The sequence below is a fragment of the Flavobacterium piscis genome, assembly GCF_001686925.1.
Lineage (GTDB): Bacteria > Bacteroidota > Bacteroidia > Flavobacteriales > Flavobacteriaceae > Flavobacterium > Flavobacterium piscis.
Map to the genome: position 1 here is coordinate 186,698 of NZ_LVEN01000027.1, position 16,597 is coordinate 203,294.

12 protein-coding genes are annotated in these 16,597 nt (G+C 34.0%); 10 read left to right on the plus strand and 2 right to left on the minus strand.

What is annotated here, in order from left to right:
* Positions 1 to 83 precede the first annotated feature (83 nt).
* The 6 genes from FLP_RS11435 to FLP_RS11460 all read left to right on the plus strand — a co-directional run bounded on the left by FLP_RS11435 (position 84) and on the right by FLP_RS11460 (position 6,141).
* Positions 84 to 1,349, plus strand: coding sequence for a BamA/TamA family outer membrane protein (locus tag FLP_RS11435; RefSeq protein WP_065449642.1), 1,266 nt, complete (start codon positions 84 to 86; stop codon positions 1,347 to 1,349).
* Between the two features lie 127 nt (positions 1,350 to 1,476).
* Complete coding sequence (locus FLP_RS11440; RefSeq protein WP_065449643.1) at positions 1,477 to 2,097, plus strand: outer membrane beta-barrel protein; 621 nt, start codon at positions 1,477 to 1,479, stop codon at positions 2,095 to 2,097.
* A 168-nt stretch (positions 2,098 to 2,265) separates the two neighbouring features.
* On the plus strand, positions 2,266 to 2,940 hold the full coding sequence (locus FLP_RS11445; protein WP_065449644.1) for a response regulator transcription factor: 675 nt from the start codon (positions 2,266 to 2,268) through the stop codon (positions 2,938 to 2,940).
* A gap of 1 nt (position 2,941) precedes the next feature.
* Complete coding sequence (locus FLP_RS11450) at positions 2,942 to 4,345, plus strand: sensor histidine kinase (RefSeq protein ID WP_065449645.1); 1,404 nt, start codon at positions 2,942 to 2,944, stop codon at positions 4,343 to 4,345.
* Positions 4,346 to 4,422: 77 nt separating this feature from the next.
* Positions 4,423 to 5,145: a hypothetical protein gene (locus FLP_RS11455; protein ID WP_065449646.1), complete on the plus strand. Its 723-nt coding sequence runs from the start codon at positions 4,423 to 4,425 to the stop codon at positions 5,143 to 5,145.
* A gap of 48 nt (positions 5,146 to 5,193) precedes the next feature.
* A complete protein-coding gene (locus tag FLP_RS11460) occupies positions 5,194 to 6,141 on the plus strand; it encodes a bestrophin family protein (protein WP_065449647.1) in 948 nt (315 codons plus the stop codon).
* A gap of 250 nt (positions 6,142 to 6,391) precedes the next feature.
* Here FLP_RS11460 and FLP_RS11465 read toward each other — a convergent pair whose 3' ends face one another.
* A complete protein-coding gene (locus FLP_RS11465) occupies positions 6,392 to 7,810 on the minus strand; it encodes an aminotransferase-like domain-containing protein (RefSeq protein WP_065449648.1) in 1,419 nt (472 codons plus the stop codon).
* A gap of 102 nt (positions 7,811 to 7,912) precedes the next feature.
* Between FLP_RS11465 and FLP_RS11470 the strand changes: the two genes are divergently transcribed.
* On the plus strand, positions 7,913 to 8,830 hold the full coding sequence (locus tag FLP_RS11470; RefSeq protein ID WP_065449649.1) for an EamA family transporter: 918 nt from the start codon (positions 7,913 to 7,915) through the stop codon (positions 8,828 to 8,830).
* A gap of 456 nt (positions 8,831 to 9,286) precedes the next feature.
* The gene (locus FLP_RS11475) at positions 9,287 to 11,548 is read left to right on the plus strand and encodes an acyl-CoA dehydrogenase family protein (RefSeq protein WP_065450255.1); all 2,262 of its coding nucleotides are present in this window, start codon (positions 9,287 to 9,289) and stop codon (positions 11,546 to 11,548) included.
* A 267-nt stretch (positions 11,549 to 11,815) separates the two neighbouring features.
* Here FLP_RS11475 and FLP_RS11480 read toward each other — a convergent pair whose 3' ends face one another.
* Positions 11,816 to 12,160: a 5-carboxymethyl-2-hydroxymuconate Delta-isomerase gene (locus FLP_RS11480; protein WP_065449650.1), complete on the minus strand. Its 345-nt coding sequence runs from the start codon at positions 12,158 to 12,160 to the stop codon at positions 11,816 to 11,818.
* A 239-nt stretch (positions 12,161 to 12,399) separates the two neighbouring features.
* On the opposite strand from FLP_RS11480, the gene FLP_RS11485 reads away from it, so the two are divergent.
* Both FLP_RS11485 and FLP_RS11490 read left to right on the plus strand, forming a co-directional pair.
* Positions 12,400 to 14,043: a DUF6377 domain-containing protein gene (locus FLP_RS11485; RefSeq protein WP_065449651.1), complete on the plus strand. Its 1,644-nt coding sequence runs from the start codon at positions 12,400 to 12,402 to the stop codon at positions 14,041 to 14,043.
* 212 nt (positions 14,044 to 14,255) lie between these two features.
* On the plus strand, positions 14,256 to 16,472 hold the full coding sequence (locus tag FLP_RS11490) for a glycoside hydrolase family 3 C-terminal domain-containing protein (protein ID WP_065449652.1): 2,217 nt from the start codon (positions 14,256 to 14,258) through the stop codon (positions 16,470 to 16,472).
* Positions 16,473 to 16,597: the final 125 nt, after the last annotated feature.

Sequence of the window (16,597 nt, forward strand, 5' to 3'; positions counted from 1 at the left end):
TGAATTTGTATTGTAAAATATTGAAAATAAGGCATATATTTACATAAGGTTTGATTGTTATTTCGAAAAATTAAAACTTCCAGATGGTAAATTTTTTAAAAAATAATTATTTTCATCATTATAAAATCTTAGGGTTACTCTTTTTTATTTCATTCAATTCGATAGCGCAAACAGAGACCATTAACCCGGAATTATGCCCTCCCAGAACAATTTTAGAAATCTTTAAAAAGAAAGATTCTACAGCTGCAGTTAAACCTTCAAAAAACAATTTTTTCCTTATTATTCCGGCAATTGGTTCTCAACCCGCAACCGGATTTTTTTTTGGTGCAGTAGCGCAATATACTTTCAAAGGAAAACAAGCATCAGATAAATATTCGATTGCTAATTTAGGAATCACCTATACCACAAAAAAACAATGGCTGGTAAATGTGAAAAATAATATATTACTGAAAAATAACCGAATTTTCCTGAGTGGAGATTATCGTTTGTATATTTTTTCGCAGCCTAATTACGGTTTAGGAACCGATATTCTCCCGCATCAAAGCAATAAGAATCATTTTAGTATAGATTCGATTGCCCAGCCTATGGATTATGATTATTTTAAATTTCACCAAACCGTTTCTTTTGAAGTTTATAAAAACTTTTATGTAGGCGGAGGAATAAATCTCGATTGGTACTCTAGTATAAAGGACAAAGATCTTGATGTCGAAAACGAAAAATATACTTACCATTATAATTACAGTCAGAAACATCGATTTAGTGATTTAGAATATTTTCTAAATGGTATGAGCCTTAATTTAGTATACGATTCACGAGACAATCAGGTCAATTCTACCCGCGGCTGGTTTGCCAATATCAATTATCGTTTTAATCCTGTTTTGTTTAATAATCAACAATACAGCAATGTTTTATATGCAGAATACCGTCATTTTATCCCGGTTTCAAGTAAGAATGAAAGATATATTTTGGCACTTTGGGCATATGGACAATTTGTAACCAGAGGAAAAGTGCCCTACCTCAATTTACCCGCAATAGGCTGGGATCAGCGCAGCCGAAGCGGGGAAGGGTATACTCAGGGATTGTTTAGAGGTGATGGTTTAATCTATTTTTCGACCGAATTCAGGTTTCCAATAACTTGCGATCAAATGATTAGCGGAGCCGTTTTTACCAATTTTGTAACAGCAAGTAATGTCGATAATAATATTTCTCTATTCAAATCAATTCAGCCAGCGGCAGGTCTTGGTTTTCGCATTTTGATCGACAAAAAAACACGTACCAATTTAATTGTAGATTATGCTTGGGGAAATAATTCAAAAGGCTTTTATCTCAATGCAGGTGAAACTTTTTAATTTGTAATTATTTAAATTATAGGCATTTATGTTTTTATTGTGAGAATTTTATCTTAAAAAAATGTTTAAAATTTAGAAAGGAAAAACTTAAATTTGAGGTTCAATTAACTTTCTAAAAACAAACATTATGAAACAGTACGGTTTTTTATTGGTTCTGTTCCTGTTGGTAATAGGAGCGAACGCACAAGATACAAGATCTTTTTCTCTTAATTTGTATGGTGGTTATAACTTTTCAGATGAGATCGATTACGATGGTTATTCTGCTACTATTGATGATGGTTTTCAATACGGTGCAGGGTTTGAATATTTCTTTTCGACAAATAACTCTGTTGAGCTAAAGTATTCAAGACAAGATTTAAAAATACCTTTTTATGACCCCGCAGGAGTCCAGATTAATGCTGGAAACGATAAAGGAGCCTTCAATTTTATTTTAGCAGATTTTACCCATTACTTTGATACAGGCTCAAATTTACTGCCTTATTTAGGAGCAGGAGCCGGAGTGGGGATTGTAGAAACACCTCAAGGAGGAAGTGGTACTTATTTTGCCTGGGATGTAAAAGGAGGAGTGAAAATTAAAACAGCTTCATCAGTTTCTGTAAATATTAATGCCTATTTACAATCGATGTCGGCAGCAGTTGGTGAGAGTTATTACTGGACATATTGGTACGGACCGGTTGCAGTTGATGATTATATTTCTACTTTTCAGTTCGGGCTTGGAGCAGTATTGAGTTTTAATTTTAAAAATTAAAATATTCCCCCATAAATCATCCTTAAAAATATAAAAGCATTCACAATTGGTGAGTGCTTTTTTTATTGTTACAAAAAGCTATTGTTCATAATTAAATCATAATTTATAACTATTGTGATTTATATTTTTAAACTCAATACCTATTTTTGTTATTCAGACCACTCATTTATGAAATTATTAATAGTCGAAGACGAACCAAACCTTTTATCTATTCTGCGTAAAGGATTTGCCGAAAACAACAACGAAGTTAGTGTTGCCATGGATGGCAAAACAGCTCTCGAAATGCTTCATAATTATAATTTTGATGTTGTAATCTTAGACGTTATGTTACCGGATATTAACGGTATTGAAATTTGCAGACGTTTGCGTGCCAGCAAGAATTTTGTGCCAGTTTTGCTTTTAACAGCTCTGGGAACTTCAGAAAATATTGTAACCGGACTTAACGCCGGTGCCGATGATTATTTGGTTAAACCCTTTAAATTTGGAGAACTCGATGCAAGGGTTAATGCATTGCACAGAAGAGCACATCAGGAAACAGAACGAATTGACAGTATTACAGTAGGTGATTTAGAAATAAATGCCCGTGCTAAAACCGTAAAAAGAGAAGGAGAATCTATTATTTTAACGGCCAAAGAGTTTAAATTACTGTATTATTTAGCTAAAAATAGCGGACAGATTGTTTCCCGCGATCAAATCTTAGATAATGTTTGGGATATTAATTTTGATATGAATACCAATGTTGTAGACGTGTATATCACCTATCTGCGAAAAAAAATTGATAAACCTTTTGCAACCAAACTGATTCATACCATGAAAGGTTTAGGTTATGTTATAAAACCATAAAATGGATATAAGAAAAAAAATTACTTTTACTTATGTAGCGCTTTCCAGCTTTAGTACACTATTGTTGTGTATTATTGTATTTGTCTTGTTTCAGGAAAATAATAGATATCATTTCTTAAAACGATTAGAAGACAGGGCAAAAATTGTCGCTTCAATTCATTTTCAAAACGATCCTGAAAAAATAAAGTATTATAAAAATCTTAAAAAAGACGGACTTGAAGAACTTATAGAAGAAGAAGAATTTGTTCTAAAGATAAACAGCGCTAACAGTTTTGATTATAATACGAACTTAAATTTGCCCAATGAGTTTTACACCAATGTTCTAAAATCCGGCGAAGATTATTTCGAAAAAGATAACAAATATTATTTAGGACAAGTTTTTACAGAAAGAAGTCAACGATACATTGTAATTGTGGGTGCACGCGATCAAAAAGGCCCTACAACAACAATTTATATTGTAAAAATTATGCTTTTTGGCGGTATCGGATTTATATTTCTGGCTTTTTTCTTAGGGCGCTTTCTCGCAAAACGAGTGATTAATCCTGTAGCTAGAATTACCAGGGAAGTAAATAGAATTAGTGCCTCTAATCTTCATAACAGATTACCCGAAGTAAAAAACTCAGATGAAATCTCAGATCTAACTGCAACATTTAATGATATGCTGGACCGTTTAGAAACCTCTTTTGAGATTCAGGCCAACTTCATCAATAATGCTTCGCATGAATTAAAAACGCCAATAACCACCATTATTGCCGAGTCTGAAATTATGCTTCTTAAAGAACGCGCAGTTCCGGAATACATTCAGTCATTAGAAAATATCTACAGTCAGGCTTCTAAACTAGGCAACCTTACCGAAAGTTTACTAAAACTTACTCAAACCGGTTACGACGGAAAAAAACAAGTACTGGATATCGCGAGAATCGATGAGTTATTAATGGATGTAAAATCAGATTTAGACAAAATTTATCCTGATAATCGTGTGAGTATGAAATTTAATTTCGCTCCAAACGATTCTAATCTCTTATTAATTCCGTGTAATAAACCACTTTTAGAGCTGGCCATTAATAATATCGTTACTAATGGTGTAAAATATTCTGATAACAATGAAGTTTTCGTAACACTTTCTGCCAATCAGGAAATGATTAAAATAGCAATTAACGATATTGGTATTGGTATTCCTCCGGAAGATATTCCGCATTTGTATGAACCTTTCTTTAGAGGGAAAATTGCAACCAAATATATTGGTTATGGTTTGGGGCTTCCATTAGCATCAAAAATCATTCGCATGCACGATGGCGAAATACAAGTTCAGTCAGAACAAAATAAAGGGACTATTGTAACCATTGTTTTTAATAAATCAAAAATCAAAAAAAACAACATTAAAAATTCTAATGTTGAATCTTAGAAAGTTCTAATTTTATATTAAGACCCTTCTAATTTTAGTGAAGTTATTTTGTATGTATAAACTAAACGATTATACTTATGAAAAATTTCCTTATACCTACCACTTTAAAAGATGATACTATTTGTGCTGTAAAATCAGCAATTAGCCAGGCAAAATCATCAGATTGCGAAATCATTTTAATGATTGCTTCTGAGGCCCCTGATACTTTTTCTTCTTCAGGTTATTTGCGTGAAATGCGTACCGGACTTACAGCAAATCAGGAAATAGTACTTGACACCTGTCGCTATATTATAGGGCATACGCCAAACTGTAAAATAAAAGTACAAAACCAGTACGGTCTTTCGTCTCCCATTTTCAAACGTATTATAGATGTTTTCTCTGTAAAATTAGTCATTCTTACACAGTCTTATAAACAAGAAACAAAACGAATTCACCAATACCTGATTCAATTAGCGGCCAACCAAAAGTGCCCAATATTGCATTTAGGACCAGAGCAGTACAAAGAAGATTTTAATAAAGCACTTTATATCGAAAATGCCCGTGCAAATATGCATGTAAAAGATGTTCAGCAATTTTTGAATGAAAACTTTTCATTTGAAATTGTAAGCCAGACTGCCAATTTTGATGACAACTACGAAAAATTTGCTCCTTATTTATCCGAAGCAATTTCAAAATACGATATCGATTTGCTGGTAGAAACCCGTAAAGGAGAGAAAATCAAATTCAAGAAAGTAAAAAAAGAAGATATGAACGAGAGATTAGGACTTCCGGTTTTGTCTCTTTATGAAGAAATGGCATAATACCTAATTACTGCCGAAAAAATATAAGTTTAATTTAAAACCGAAAATATGTTATTAAAGAAAAGAATACCAATGAAGTACGTTCTCGGGAAAATTAAAGTAGAAATTACATTAGTTTTGGCGTATACGATATTGTTTGAAGTTTTTCACAATTACTTCATCAATCTTCCCGTAGATATCCCAATTGCAATTCCAACAATGATTGGAACCATTATATCCTTATTATTGGCTTTTAAGTCTAATCAGGCATATGACAGATGGTGGGAAGCCCGAATTGTTTGGGGGGCGATTGTAAATGATTCCAGAACATTGATCAGGCAGGTACTAACATTTTATAAAGACCCTAATTTTTCTGTAGAAGCAAATGAATTCAAAGAAAATTTTGCCAAAAGACAAATTGCATGGTGTTATAGTTTAGGAGAATCTTTGCGAAATAAAGATGCCTTAAAACCTCTTGAAGGCCTGATAAGCGATGAAGAATTACGTTTTGTAAAAAATCATCAAAACATACCCAATGCAATTTTATTATTGCATGCGAGAGATCTTCGAAATGCTAAAAATGACAAACGTATTAATATGTATCAGCAAGTCGAAATCGATAATACTTTATCAAGACTGTGTGATGAAATGGGGAAATGTGAGCGAATTAAAAACACCATTTTTCCAACGACGTACAGTATGTACATCAGATTGACATTGTGTTTGTTTATTTTATTGCTGCCTTTTGGATTAATTAGTGTATTGAGCTGGTTTGCGATCCCATTAATTACCGCAATTGCTGCCGCTTTCTTTTTGATCGAAAGAATGGCGATTCACTTGCAGGATCCATTCGAAAACAGAGCTACAGATACACCTGTAACTACTATTGCCAATACTATTGAAAGAAATATAACTCAGATGATGAACGAATACCAAAGCGAATTTGATATTATCAATGAATTTCATCTTCAGCCTGAGACTAAAAAAGCGGAAAACAACGCTTACTTTGTTTTATAATTAAAAATTGATTTTGGTTTCTCAATTTGTTGCCGGACAATGCTATTTACAGCATTGTCCGGTTTTTTTTATATAAATATTTTCATGTTTTTTTTCAGGACTTCGTTCAGGATGAAAAACAAAAAATCTGTGTAAATCCGTGTTTTTGCGAAGCAAATCCGCGTCATCCGTGTGCCATGACAAAGATTGTCGAGCTTCGTGTGTGATCCTTCCTTAGTGCAAAGATGACAACATTCTGCAGAGTTTATTATCATCGATGCAGCAATCTACCTAAAATTTGTATAGATTGTCTTAATTCATTCGTCCATACCAATCCAAAACTCAATCGCATACAATTCGAAAACTGATCCTGAAAAGAGAAAATTCTTCCGGGCGCAATACTAATCTTGTGCTGCATCGCCAAATGATAAAAGGCAGCAGTGTCGACTCTTTTATCCAATTCTATCCAAAGAAAAAATCCCCCTTGCGGCTGACTTACTTTTGTTCCTTTTGGAAAAGATTCCAAAACCGTATTGATATAATTAGTACAATTATGATTCAATATCTGACGTATTTTTCTAAGATGATTTTCGTATCGTCCATTTTTTAGAAAATCTCCCACAACCTGATGTGTAATAGTAGGAGAGGAGAGTGTATGGTAAATCTTGTTGCGTAATATTTCTTTTTTAAATTTCCCCGGCGAAACCCAGCCTACACGATAACCCGGCGCCAGCGTTTTCGAAACCGAACTACAGCAAAGCACAATACCGCTCTCGTCATAGGTTTTACAATTCGTTGGTCGGCTTGCGCCAAAGTACAAATCGCCGTGAATATCATCTTCGATTAATGGAATATTATAAAACTCCATCAACTTAACAACTTCTATTTTATGTTCGGCCGGCATCATGCTTCCGGATGGGTTACTAAAATTACTCATCAACAAACAAAGTTTTACCTTTTTAGACGAAAGTGCTTTTTTTAACGCATCTAATTCAATTCCGGTTGTCATGTTTGTTGGCAATTCCATGATGTACAATCCCAACGATTTGGCCAGTTGCAGAATTCCAAAATAAGCAGGGCTTTCAGTAATGATAGTATCTCCCGGTTGGGTCAGTGTCATCAAACAATGCGAAATCGCACTCGTGCAGCCGGGCGTTGTAATAATATCTTCCTCAGATAATGATCCTCCCCAAGTAAAAGACCATCTTGCAATTTCCCGCCTTAAATTCTGATTCCCTTTTACTTGCTCATAACTCGTTCCGCTATTAGGAAGTTGTCGCATTGCCTGAACCATTCCTTTATTTAATTTCGCAATAGGCAGCAATTCATTCGACGGAAAACCCAAAGAAAGCATTGTAATATCAGGATCGGTCATATTACCATACACCTGATCAATTAAATCTTCCCGATCAACATTAGCACATTTTAAAATTGGACTGCTTGGCGAAGGCTCAGGAATCGTTCTGGCCGAAATATTGCTCACATAATAACCGGATTGCGGTCTTGATTCGATCAACGATCTGCTTTCGATTTCATAATAGGCTTTACTTACCGTGCTCATGCTGTAACCTGTTTCGGCGCAGACTTCACGTATCGATGGCAGTTTGTCACCCACATTCAAAACACCGGATTTTATTTGCTTTTCGATTCTGTCAGCAAACTGAAGATACAAGTAATTTGGATTTTTCATAAATAAAAACTGTTATGGTGCAATTTACAAAAACTGTATCTGTATTGCTGTTTTATTTTTTAGAAATTTGCTTTAATAGAAAATTAAACAAAAACAACATTTGTGAAAACAACAAAATACTACATAGCTGCCATTACCTGTTTTGTAATCTGGGGATTTTTTAGTCTGGTTTTAAAACCCATACACGACTATGCCTCTCTGGATATTTTGTTCTACCGCGTTTTTAGCTGTAGCATTCTTATGTTGATTATTGCTTTTACTTTTAAAAGAAAAAGAATAAAAGAAGCAATTCAAAACTTCAAATCGTTGCCTACTTTTGAGAAACGCAAAACCATTTTATTGAATATTGGCGGAAGCGTGTTTCTAATGGCCAACTGGTTTACATTCATTTATGTAATGAACCACGTTAGCGTAAAGGCGACATCATTAGCCTATTTGGTTTGTCCTATTTTAACCACTTTACTGGCTTATTTTATTTTGCATGAAAAACTCAGCAAAACCCAATTGATCGCTGTTGGGTTAAGCATTTCCGGCTGTGTACTTTTATCGTATGCCAATATTATGGATATGTTTTTTAGCATCATTATAGGATCAACCTATGCATCTTATCTGGTAAGTCAGAGAGTCAATAAAGGTTTCGATAAATTTATAATCCTAACGTTTCATATTACTTTGGCAGCATTGCTTTTATTGCCATTTTATCCCATATACAGCGGGCCGGTTCCAACCGAATTTAAGTTTTATTTCTGTATAGAAACCATTGCGATATTGTTTACCATTTTTCCATTGTTTCTTAATTTATACGCCTTGTCTGGAATTAATTCTTCAACCGTTGGAATGCTTTTAAATATTAACCCAATGATTGCTTTTCTATTGGCGATGTTTCTGTATAAAGAACAATTTGGACTAATACAAATCATTGCTTACGGAATTGTTTTTCTCGCAGTTTTGGTTTTTAATTCACATCATATTTTTGCCATGAAGCAAAAGTTTACACAATATCCAAAGATTCTAAAATAACGTGAGGTTTTTTATATTTTTTATTGGTTTAAAATATAAATTACCAGAATCTTAACAGGATATTTAAACAGGAATGATTATTTTCATTCCTGTTTTTTTATGCAATAAAAAGAATAAAAAAATACCACTCTCGATAGCTATCGGGATTACAGATTAAAAGGATTTTTTTTAGCCACGAATTCACGAATTTTTCAATCTATTTGGGCGCAATCATTCGTGAATTCGTGGCTATTTTTAAAATAATGAAACTAATTTTAATTTGTGATCCCGATAGCTATCGGAATTACAGATTAAAAGGATTTTTTTTAGCCACGAATTCACGAATTTTTCAATCTATTTGGGCGCAATCATTCGTGAATTCGTGGCTATTTTTAAAAATAATGAAACTAATTTTAATTTGTGATCCTGATTGCTATCAGGAGTGGCAAAAAAATACAAACTGAACAAACTATTTATATGAAAAATACCAAACTCCAAGCCTTTATTCCGTTATTTTATTTAGTGTGGTCTGATGATTTACTAACTCAGAAAGAGTTTACCACGATCAGGAAATTTATCAATGACCTCACCTGGCTTTCGCCCGAAGAAAAACAACAATTAGTATCACGATTAGATATTTCAAATCCGCCTTCGCGAAATGAACTCACCCAATGGAAATTGGATATCGAAAACAGCATCCAAAATAAATCCGATATAAAATCCATTTTTGATATTGCTGTGGCACTTTCAGAAAAAGATATAGATATTTCGAAATTACAATCTGATTTTATAAAATTAGAGAACGATCTTGGAATTTTGGGAGAAGAAGCGCTTCAGAATTTCAAAACAAAAAGTAGTTCATTTACAGCAAACTCTCAAACCAATGCTGATTTTGATATTCAAAAGATAACAGCCATTTTAAATGGTAAAGAAGCTGCGATAATCAATAAAGTAAAATCAGTAATTTCAAGACCTGAATTTGCTTATGAAACTTCTACAGATATCAATGTATACCGCCAAACAGTATACAATTGGTGTAAAATCCTTGCAGAAGAAAATCTTGGAAATATGGCCTATCCAAAGCAATACGGTGGCGGAGAAAACATAGCCGATTATTTTGCCATAATGGAAACCCTGAGTTATCACGATTTGAGTTTAGTAATCAAATTTGGTGTTCAGTTTGGACTGTGGGGAATGAGCGTTCAGTCGTTAGGTACAGAGAAACATTATGCCAAATACTTAAAAGATATTGGAACCTTAAAAATTCCAGGATGTTTCGCCATGACCGAAACTCATCACGGATCAAACGTAAAAGGACTGGAAACCACAGCAACTTACAATCATAACGATCAGACGTTTACGATTCATACACCCAATAAAAATGCACAGAAAGAATACATTGGTAACGCAGCAGTTCACGGCCAAATGGCAACTGTTTTTGCTAAATTAGTCATCGACGGTCATGATTATGGCGTAAATGCTTTTGTGGTGCCGTTACGCGATACAAACGGAAATACTTTAAATGGAATTACGATTGGCGATTGCGGACATAAAATGGGATTAAACGGAGTAGATAACGGAACGATTAGTTTTGACAACGTGGTGATTCCGAAAGAAAATATGCTCGATCGTTTTGCTTCTGTAAATGATAAAGGTGAATTCGAAAGCCCAATCCCGAGTGATAACAGACGTTTTTTTACCATGTTAGGTACTTTGGTTGGCGGACGAATCGGGATTCCGCGTTCTGCTTTGGCTGCAGCCAAATCCGGATTAACAATTGCCATTCGCTACAGCGATCAAAGAAGACAATTTGGGCCAGAAGGCGGATCAGAAGTTCCTATTTTAAATTACAGAATGCATCAGCGAAGATTAATTCCGCCTTTGGCTAAAACCTACGCCGTACATTTTGCTTTGCAATACCTTACCAATCGCTTTTTAAATAAAACCGAAGCCGAAATGCAGGAAATCGAAGCTTTGGCAGCCGGAATGAAATCTTATTCGACATGGAGCACTAGAGATATTCTGCAAGAATGCCGTGAAGCTATTGGAGGAAAAGGATATCTGTCTGAAAACCGAATAGATGCTTTAAAAAATGATACCGAAATATATACCACTTTTGAAGGCGATAATACCGTTTTGATGCAATTGGTGGCTAAGAATCGTTTAGCTGAATTCAGAAAATCATTTGGAGAAATGGGTTCTTTGGGAATCATTAATTATGTGTACGAAAATGCAAAAACAGCATTCACAGAGAAAAATCCAATTGCTACCCGAAGAACAGATGACGAACATTTATTAGATCCTGAATTTCATTTACAGGCTTTCATTCACAGAGAAAAAACAATTTTAGCTTCGGCAGCACGACGTATCAAAAAATTAGTTGATGGAGGTTTAGAACCTTATGATGCTTTTAATGTTGTACAACATCAAATGATCGATGTGGCTCAGGCGTATTTGGAAAGAGTTGTTTTAGAACAATTTCAATTGGCTATAAAAGAAGTAGAAGACATTAAAACAAAAGAAATACTAACAAAACTGAACCAGTTATATGCGCTTTCCCAAATAGAAAAAAACAAAGGCTGGTATCTTGAAGACGGTTATATGGAAGCTGTAAAAACCAAAGCAATCCGTAAAATAGTCAATCAATTGTGTTGGGATATTCGACCGGATGCGGTTTCGTTGGTTAATGCTTTTGATATACCGGAGAGTTGTTTAGCGGCGCCAATTGCCGTTCAATAAAGGTTTATAAAGCTGATACTTTATTAGCCACGAATTCACGAATTTTTCTTTATCTATTATTGATAATTATTCGTGAATTCGTGGCTATCTATTTATTCAGGAACTTTGTCAAAGTTTATTTCATTTTTGTCATCCCGAGGAACGAGGGATCTCCGTAAGAAGCTCCGCCAAGACAATCGTCAGTCTTTGTCGAGTTTCGAGTGTGATCCTTCGTTCAGGATGACAAAATTGTGGTTTTGTTATAACTTTTTTATATCACAACAAGCTTTAAATCATTGTTTTATTAAAATAACTCGCCTTCTCAAAATCTTTTATATTGATAGAAATCACCGGAACTTCAGGAAGTACTCGATTCAGTTTAGAAACAATTACTTTCGAAAGATTTGCTTTTTGCTCAACATTTCGGCCTTCCATAATATAAGCAAAAACGTGAATAAAATCTTTTATGGAATTTCCGTTGTTATAATACGAAAAGGGATTAATGCGAACCTTGATCTCAGCTTCATCAAAAAGACCAGTAGATAATGCTGCATTAAAAACATCCTGCATAATATCATCTGCAGATTTTAATCGAATAACGTTTTCTGAACAATCAATAATAAAATGAGGCATTTGTGTTGGTTTTTAGATTATTGTAATAGAGTTTTATCAAATTTACAAAAATCCGGTTGATAAAATTATTTTTAACAGATAGAAAGTCAGAGTTTTGGATTGAAAAGGCGATACCTGAAAAATTTCTTTTAACACTTGATTTTTCTGTTACAAAAAGTCAAAAAGTGCGACTTATCAAATAGTCTATTTTTATACCTGCACTTTCTTATATTTGTAAGTCTCATTATATCATAATTGTTTTGAAAAATTATTTATTGTTTTGTTTATTCGTTCTTTTAGGCAGTCCTGTTTATTCATCAGACAGCACTGATACTATTTTGGCAAAGCTCAATGATGCTTTAAAAAATAAAGCACATTATGTCAGGCTTAAAGAAGAGCGTATTCTGAATTTTAAAAAAATCAAATCAGACGATTTAACTCCGGAACAAGAATACAATTACAACAAAACTTTATATACAGAATATCAAAAGTTCAACTCAGATTCGGCTATATTTTATGTGAAAAAGAATCTAAAAATTGCCGGTGAACTTCAAAATAATGAATTGCTGAATTTAGCCAATTTGCAATTGGTAACACTTTTTTCTTCCTCAGGAAAATACAGGGAATCTGAAGCTATTTTAAAAAGCATTGATAAAAAAACACTTTCAAAAGCATTGCTTCCCAATTATTATGTAGCCTACAGGGAATTTTTTGAGCATTATGCCGCCAATAGTTATGATATAAAATACATTCAGAAAATAAGGGAATATCGTGATTCTTTGATTGCTGTTTTAGATCCCAATACGTTAAATTATCAGATCAATAAAATTCAGCAGGGAATGTCCCAAAAAAAACTGGTAAATGCAGAGCAGCAGTTGCAGCAATTGTTTGCCAGTATTAAAGAAGATAATCCTCAATATGCGATGGTAACTTATCTTTTAGGAAGTATTTATGAAGCAAGACATCAGTTAGAACCACGGAAAAAGTTTTATGCGCTTTCGGCTACGTCAGACCTAAAAAATGCCAATAAAGATAATGCGTCACTTCAGGAACTGGCATTGGTTTTTTATGAAATTGGTGATGTAGATATGGCGTATAAACTAACACAATCGGCTATTGAGGACGCACTTTATTGCAACGTTCAGTTTCGTACACTTTTAATGTCAGAGGTTTATTCGATTATAAATACCGTTTATTTAGAAAAAGAAGCCAAAAGAAAAACCGAGTTGCAACTGTATTTGTTATGCATCAGTTTACTTTCGGCATTTTTGATTGTGGCCATTATTTATGTCTACAAACAAATGAAAAAAGTATCCAGAATCCGTGGAGAACTTTACGAAACCAGTCAAAAATTGGCCGTATTAAATAAAGATATTACAGAAACCAACAATCAGCTGCAGGAACGTAACGCACAATTATCAGAATCGAATCATATTAAAGAAGAATATATTGCGCATTTTTTCAGTCTTTGTTCGACTTACATCAATAAGCTGGAAAATTATCGTATTATTTTAAATAAAAAAGCAACCGCAAAACAGTTTGATGAGATTTACAAAATGCTTAAATCAACGACTTTGGTTGATAATGAGCTCGAGGAGTTGTATAAGAATTTTGATATTATCTTTCTTAATTTGTATCCCACTTTCGTGAAAGATTTCAACGCACTTTTGATCAGGGAGGAACAAATTGTTTTAAAACAAGGTGAATTGCTGAATACCGAACTTCGTATTTTTGCTTTAATCCGTTTAGGAATTACTGATAGTGTAAAAATTGCGGCATTCCTTCGTTACTCTTTAAGTACAATTTATAATTATCGTACCAGAGCTCGAAATAAAGCTGCAGTTTCGAGAAATGATTTTGAAGAAATGGTCATTAAAATTGGTTTAATTTCATTGAAAGTGTAATTATTTATTTTAAAACTACTACTTTTTTTAGGGGGTGTATTTGTTCAAGTATTTGTAAATCAAATATTTATTTTTTTGTTCCACTACTTTTTTTCGTTTGAAAATTAAAAACGAACTATAACGTTTTAGCTTTACAATATTATTAAAAGGTAATAATGACCTTATTACTGCCTTTTAAATTATACATTAAATGCTTTAATAAATTAATAGTTATGTTTAAAAACGTTAAAACAATTGTTGTTTTACTTTTGTTGAGCTCTATCGGTGTAAATGCACAGAGTAAAGTTCCGGTTTATCTGGATGATAAAAAGCCCATTAATGAGCGTGTAGAAGATGCTCTTAAAAGAATGACGACAGAAGAAAAAATTGCCATGATTCATGCGCAATCTAAATTTAGTTCGCCAGGTGTACCACGTTTAGGAATTCCTGAAAACTGGATGACTGACGGACCACACGGAATTCGTACCGAAGTAAAATGGGACGAATGGGATCAGGCAGGCTGGACAAACGATTCTTGTATTGCATTTCCGGCTCTTACAGCACTTTCTGCAACCTGGAACAAAGAGTTGTCTTCTTTATATGGTAAGTCAATTGGGGAAGAAGCGCGCTACCGTAATAAAAATGTATTGTTAGGACCTGGGGTAAATATCTACAGAACGCCATTAAACGGTCGTAACTTCGAATATATGGGAGAAGATCCTTTTCTTGCTGCAAAAATGGTTGTTCCTTATATAAAAGGAGTACAAGCAAACGGAGTGGCTGCCTGTGTAAAACATTTCGCTTTAAATAATCAGGAAACAAAACGTAACTCAGTAAACGTAATTGTTGATGATCGTGCTTTGTACGAAATCTATTTACCTGCTTTTAAAGCGGCAGTTCAGGAAGGTGAGGTTTGGGCAATTATGGGTTCTTATAATAAATACAAAGGACAGCAATGTTGTCATAATGAATTTTTATTAAATGACATTCTTCGCGGAGAATGGGGATTCAAAGGTGTTGTAGTCTCAGATTGGGGCGGAGTTAATGATACCAAACAATCTATTTTTAATGGTCTTGATATGGAGTTTGGTTCCTGGACAAACGGACTTTCGTGGGGAACAAGTAATGCATACGATAACTATTTCTTAGCCAAACCATATTCTGAAATGATTACAAAAGGGGAAGTTGGAACGAAAGAATTAGATGAAAAAGTACGTCGTATTTTACGTTTATCATTTCTTACTACTATGGACAGAAACCGTCCGTTTGGATCTTTTGGAACACAAGAGCATGCAGATGCAGGCCGTAAAATTGCCGAAGAAGGAATTGTATTGCTACAGAACAACAATAACATTTTACCAATCAACCTTTCTAAAACAAAGAAAATTGCGGTTATTGGAGAAAATGCTATCAAAATGATGACTGTAGGTGGAGGAAGTTCTTCACTTAAAGCAAGATACGAAATTACACCTCTTGAAGGATTAAAGAAAAGAATTGGTAACCAGGCAGAAATTGTTTACGCACGTGGTTATGTTGGTGATCCAACAAGTAATTATAATGGAGTAGTAGCAAAAGTAAGTTTAGAAGACAAACGTTCTCCGGCAGAACTGACTGCCGAAGCTCTTAAAGTAGCCAAAGATGCTGATATCGTTCTTTTTATTGGAGGTTTAAACAAAAGTGATAATCAGGATGCAGAAGGACATGATCGTAAAGAGTTAGGCTTGCCATACGGTCAGGACAAATTACTTACCGATTTGGTTAAAGTAAATAAAAATGTAGTTTTTGTAAATATTTCAGGAAATGCTGTGGCAATGCCGTGGGTAAAAGAAGTTCCGGGAATTGTACAAGGATGGTTTTTAGGTACAGAAGCAGGAAATGCTTTGGCTAATGTTTTGGTTGGAGATGTAAATCCTTCTGGAAAATTATCTTTTACTTTCCCTGTAAAATTAGCTGATAACGGCGCTCATGCTTTAGGAGAATTTCCTGGTGGAGATGAGGTTAAATATAACGAAAGTATTTTTGTAGGTTACCGTTGGGCCGATAAACAAAAAGCAAAACCATTATTCTCTTTTGGTCACGGTTTAAGCTATACGACTTTTGCTTACGGAAAAGTAACAGCAGATAAAAAACAAATGTCAGCCAGCGACAAGATTACATTTTCTGTAAATGTAAAAAACACAGGATCAAGAGAAGGTTCTGAGGTTGTTCAGCTTTATATCAGCGATTTAAAATCTTCATTACCACGTCCGATTAAAGAATTAAAAGGATTTGAGAAAATTTCGCTTAAAGCGGGAGAAGAAAAAACAGTAATTTTTACAGTAGATAAAACAGCTTTAAGCTTTTTTGATGATAAAAAACACGACTGGGTTGCTGAACCGGGAGCTTTTGAAGCAATCGTTGGAGCATCATCTACAGATATAAAATCAAAAGTGGGATTCTCACTTCAATAATTTCATTATTTCTAAATTGGTTGGTTGTAAAGCTGCAAGTGTAAAAATTTGCAGCTTTACTTTTAAAATAATCTCACCATTTAATGATTTCACCATTAAGATATTAAGAAAATTAAGCTTTGTGT

Coding starts and splice junctions, on each gene's coding strand:
- FLP_RS11435 (WP_065449642.1), top strand. CDS start 84: ATGGTAAATTTTTTAAAAAATAATTATTTTCATCATTATAAAATCTTA.
- FLP_RS11440 (WP_065449643.1), top strand. CDS start 1,477: ATGAAACAGTACGGTTTTTTATTGGTTCTGTTCCTGTTGGTAATAGGA.
- FLP_RS11445 (WP_065449644.1), top strand. CDS start 2,266: ATGAAATTATTAATAGTCGAAGACGAACCAAACCTTTTATCTATTCTG.
- FLP_RS11450 (WP_065449645.1), top strand. CDS start 2,942: ATGGATATAAGAAAAAAAATTACTTTTACTTATGTAGCGCTTTCCAGC.
- FLP_RS11455 (WP_065449646.1), top strand. CDS start 4,423: ATGAAAAATTTCCTTATACCTACCACTTTAAAAGATGATACTATTTGT.
- FLP_RS11460 (WP_065449647.1), top strand. CDS start 5,194: ATGTTATTAAAGAAAAGAATACCAATGAAGTACGTTCTCGGGAAAATT.
- FLP_RS11465 (WP_065449648.1), bottom strand. CDS start 7,810: ATGAAAAATCCAAATTACTTGTATCTTCAGTTTGCTGACAGAATCGAA.
- FLP_RS11475 (WP_065450255.1), top strand. CDS start 9,287: ATGAAAAATACCAAACTCCAAGCCTTTATTCCGTTATTTTATTTAGTG.
- FLP_RS11480 (WP_065449650.1), bottom strand. CDS start 12,160: ATGCCTCATTTTATTATTGATTGTTCAGAAAACGTTATTCGATTAAAA.
- FLP_RS11490 (WP_065449652.1), top strand. CDS start 14,256: ATGTTTAAAAACGTTAAAACAATTGTTGTTTTACTTTTGTTGAGCTCT.